Raw genomic sequence first — 3,931 nt, 5'->3', positions numbered from 1 at the left:
ATCGACGGCAAGCCCAACGGCCTGCGCGAGGCCGTGGCCGAGCATTTCGCGCGGCGCGGCGGCACCTGGGAGTTGCGCGTGCAGCTGTGCACCAACCTGGAAGAAATGCCGATCGAGGACGCCAAGGTCGTGTGGCCCGAGGAGCGCAGCCCCTACGTCGCCGTGGCGCGCATCCGTGTGGCGCCGCAGCCGTCGTGGACTGCGGCACGCGCCGATGCGGTGGATGACCGCATGTCGTTCAGCCCCTGGCACGGACTCGCGGCGCACCGCCCCATCGGCTCGGTGATGCGTGTGCGCAAGGCTGCCTACGAGGCGGCTCGCGCCTTCCGCGAGAGCCGCAACCAGCAGCCGGTGGAAGAGCCGCGCGTGCTCGAAAGCCTGCCGGGTTAGGCCGCGCATGAAGGCGCGGGAAAGCGGTCGTATCGATGCGGTGCCGGGCCGCGAGCCCGGGGGTGGTGCAGGGCCGGGCGGTTCTGCACGCGGTGGGCCGCGCGACGCCGAGCCCGTGGCCACGCTGTCGGTCACCGACGCGGTGATCGTCACCATCGGCCTGGTCATCGGCGCAGGCATCTTCAAGGCGCCTTCGCTGGTGGCGGCCAACGTGGACAGCGGCGCGCTGATGCTGGGTCTGTGGCTGGCGGGCGGCGCCATCGCGCTGATCGGCGCGCTGTGCTACGCCGAACTCGCCAGCACCTACCCCAGCACCGGCGGCGACTACCACTACCTCAAGCGTGCGTTCGGCAGCGGGCCCTCCTTCCTGTTCGCCTGGGCGCGCATGACGGTCATGCACACCGGCTCGATCGCGCTGCTCGCCTACGTGTTCGGCGACTACGCCTCGCAACTCTGGCCGCTCGGCACGTACTCGGTGGCGATCTACGCGGTGCTGGCAGTGGTCGCCTTCACGGCGATCAACCTGATGGGCATCCGCCAGGGCACCGGGGTGCAGCACCTGTTCACCAGCCTGGAAGTGCTGGGCGTGATCGCCATCGCGGTCGTCGGCCTGAGCTTTGCCACGCCCACGCCGCTGCCGGTACCGGAGCCCGGCGCTGCCGCGCCCACCACGACGCTCGGCCTGGCGATGGTGTTCGTGCTGCTCACCTATGGCGGCTGGAACGAATCGGCCTACGTGTCGGGCGAGATGCGCGGTTCGCGTTCGGGTATCGCGCGGGCGCTGGTCATCGGCATCGTGCTCATCACCGCGCTGTACCTGGTGGTGAACTGGGCTTACCTGCACGTGCTCGGTCTGTCGGGCATGGCCGCCTCGGAAGCGGTCGCCGCCGACCTGATGCGACAGGCGCTCGGAGAGCGCGGTGCGGTGCTGGTGAGCCTGATCGTGGCCGTCTCGGCGCTCACCTCGATCAACGCGACCATGATCACCGGCGCTCGCTGCAACTACGCGCTCGGCCGCGATTTCCCGTTGTTCGGCCGTCTGGGTCAATGGCACGGGCGCGCCAACACGCCCGTCAACGGCCTGTTGCTGCAGTCGGCCATCGTGCTGGCGCTGGTCGGCTTGGGCTTGCTGGCGCGCAGCGGCTTCTCGACGATGGTGGAGTACACGGCGCCGGTCTTCTGGCTGTTCTTCCTGCTGAGCGGCCTGGCCCTCTTTCGGCTGCGCGCCCTCGATCCGCAGCGCGAGCGGCCGTTTCGCGTGCCGCTGTATCCGATCACGCCGCTGCTGTTCTGCGGCAGCAGCGCCTTCATGCTGTGGTCCAGCCTCAGCTACACGGGCACCGGCGCGCTGGTCGGCGTGGCCGTGCTGTTGCTCGGCGTGCCGGTGTACTGGCTGGCGCAGCGCCCTGCTCGCGCGCTGCCGGCGGCTGCCGGCGGCGCGGCGCTGCAAAGCGTTCGCGAACGCCGTTGAACGCGGTGCGCTCTCCTTTCATCAACCGCTCCACCACTCCACGAGGTGACCGACATGCAAAAGCGTCCTTTCCTTCGTTTGCTGGCGCTCGCATCCGCGCTTGCCCTCCCGGCCTTCCACCTGCACGCTCAAGACGCCGAGGTGCGCAAGGACGTTCCCTTCGTGCCGACGCCCGAAGATGTGGTCGCGGCCATGCTCAAGCACGCCAAGGTGACCAGCAAAGACGTCATCTACGACCTCGGCTCGGGCGACGGGCGCATCGTCATTTCGGCCGTCAAGCAAAGCGGTGCGAAGGGCGTGGGCGTGGACATCGACCCGCAGCGCATCAAGGAGGCCAACGAGAACGCCAAGGCGGCCGGCGTGACCGACCGGGTGAAGTTCATTCAGCAAAGTTTCTTCGACGCCGACATCGGCGATGCCACCGTCGTCACGCTCTACCTGCTGCCCGACATCAACATGAAGCTGCGGCCCAAGCTGCTCAAGGAGTTGAAGCCGGGCACCCGCATCGTCTCGCACAACTACCACATGGGCGACTGGAAGCCCCAGGCCCGGGAAACGATCGGGCACCACACGGTGTACTTCTGGGTCGTGCCGGAAGGCGGCAAGCTGGCTGCGCGCTGAGACGCTGACGCGTGATGCGGCCGCGAGGATCGCGGCGAACGGGAACATGGCTTGCCTCGCTTTGCACGAGGCAAGCCATTTCTCATTCAACCCACGGAAAACTTCAATGAAGACACGACGCATCACCCCCGCCCGGCCCGCATCCCTGAAGGCGCTTCCCGGCGCCGCCCCACGCCGACTGGCGCTCGTCGCCGCACTCGCATTGACCGGCACCGGCTGGATCGCTGCTCAAGATGCACGTGCGCAAACGGCCGCCGACCAGCGACCTGTCGCGTCGTCCCAGACGGGTACGAAGTACGAAGCCGACAGCGGCATGCAGCAGGTGCTCGACACCCTGGCCGGCATGAACGGCAAGCCGATCGAAACTCTCAGCGCCGAGCAGGCCCGCAAGCAGCCGACGCCGGCCGACGCCGCCATGGCCGTGGCCAAGAAGGAAGGCAAGCCGGTCGAGCCGAGCAAGGCGGTGCCGGGCGTGACCAGCATGGACCGCACGATCCCCGGCCCGGCCGGCCCGCTGCCCGTGCGCGTGTACACGCCGAAGGGCGACGGGCCGTTCCCCGTGATCGTCTACTACCACGGCGGTGGCTGGGTCATCGCGGACAAGGAGGTCTACGACGCCGGAGCGCGCGGCCTGTCGGCCGAGGCCGAGGCGGTGGTCGTGTCGGTCGATTACCGGCGGGCGCCAGAGGCCAAGTTCCCGGCCGCGTGGGACGACGCGCTGGCCGCCTACAAGTGGGTTGCGCAGAACGCCTCGCAGATCAAGGGCGACCCGAAGAAGTTGGCACTGGCCGGCGAGAGCGCCGGCGGCAACCTGGCCGTGTCCACCGCCATCGCCGCCCTCAGTGCGGGCGTGACGCCGCCAATGCACGTGCTCGCGGTCTACCCGGTGGCGCAGACCGGCAACTTGTCGACCGACTCGTATGTCGACAGTGCGCAGGCGAAGCCGCTCAACAAGCCGATGATCGAGTGGTTCGTCGAGAACACTTTCGCCAAGCCCACCGACAAGAGCAGCCCGCGCGTCGACCTCGTCAACGCCGAGCTGGCAGGCCTGCCGCCCGTGACCATCATCAATGCCGAGATCGATCCTCTGCGCAGCGACGGCGAACTGCTCAAGAACGCGCTCGAGAAAGCCGGCGTAAAGGTCGACCGCAAGGTCTACGAAGGCACCGCGCACGAGTTCTTCGGCATGGCTGCCGTGGTGGACGACGCGAAAGACGCACAGGAATACGCCGGCGAGCGGTTGCGCGAGTCGTTCGACCGCTGATGCGCAGCGCCTGATTGCGGTTCGCCAACGGGCGGGGAGGGTCTGGAAGCGCCCGTAGCGCCCGTAGCGGGACGCTCGGCTGGACTGCCGTGCGAACGCTCGGCGCGGGCAAAGCCGTGGGCGGGCGTCCGACGGCGCGCCGGTGTGGCGGTCGGCCCTGCGGGCCGACTGCGCTGTGCTGCTCG

At 68.8% G+C, this 3,931-nt stretch carries 3 protein-coding genes and 1 pseudogene; all 4 read left to right on the top strand.

All coding sequences use genetic code 11. The features are described from left to right. Positions 1-390 (top strand): annotated as a pseudogene (locus H0W38_RS18265) (catalase); the annotation flags it as partial. 115 nt (positions 391-505) lie between these two features. Then, on the top strand, positions 506-1,861 hold the full coding sequence (locus H0W38_RS18260; protein ID WP_292456752.1) for an APC family permease: 1,356 nt from the start codon (positions 506-508) through the stop codon (positions 1,859-1,861). Positions 1,862-1,915: 54 nt separating this feature from the next. Further along, positions 1,916-2,482, top strand: a complete 567-nt coding sequence (locus H0W38_RS18255) for a class I SAM-dependent methyltransferase (protein ID WP_292456751.1) — start codon at positions 1,916-1,918, stop codon at positions 2,480-2,482. 106 nt (positions 2,483-2,588) lie between these two features. Beyond that, a complete protein-coding gene (locus H0W38_RS18250; protein WP_292456750.1) occupies positions 2,589-3,746 on the top strand; it encodes an alpha/beta hydrolase in 1,158 nt (385 codons plus the stop codon). Positions 3,747-3,931: the final 185 nt, after the last annotated feature.

The organism is Methylibium sp. (genome assembly GCF_013817365.1).
Taxonomy (GTDB): Bacteria; Pseudomonadota; Gammaproteobacteria; order Burkholderiales; family Burkholderiaceae_C; genus Methylibium.
The sequence above is the reverse complement of the archived record's forward strand: the minus strand, read 5'-3'. Positions and strand labels throughout refer to the sequence as shown.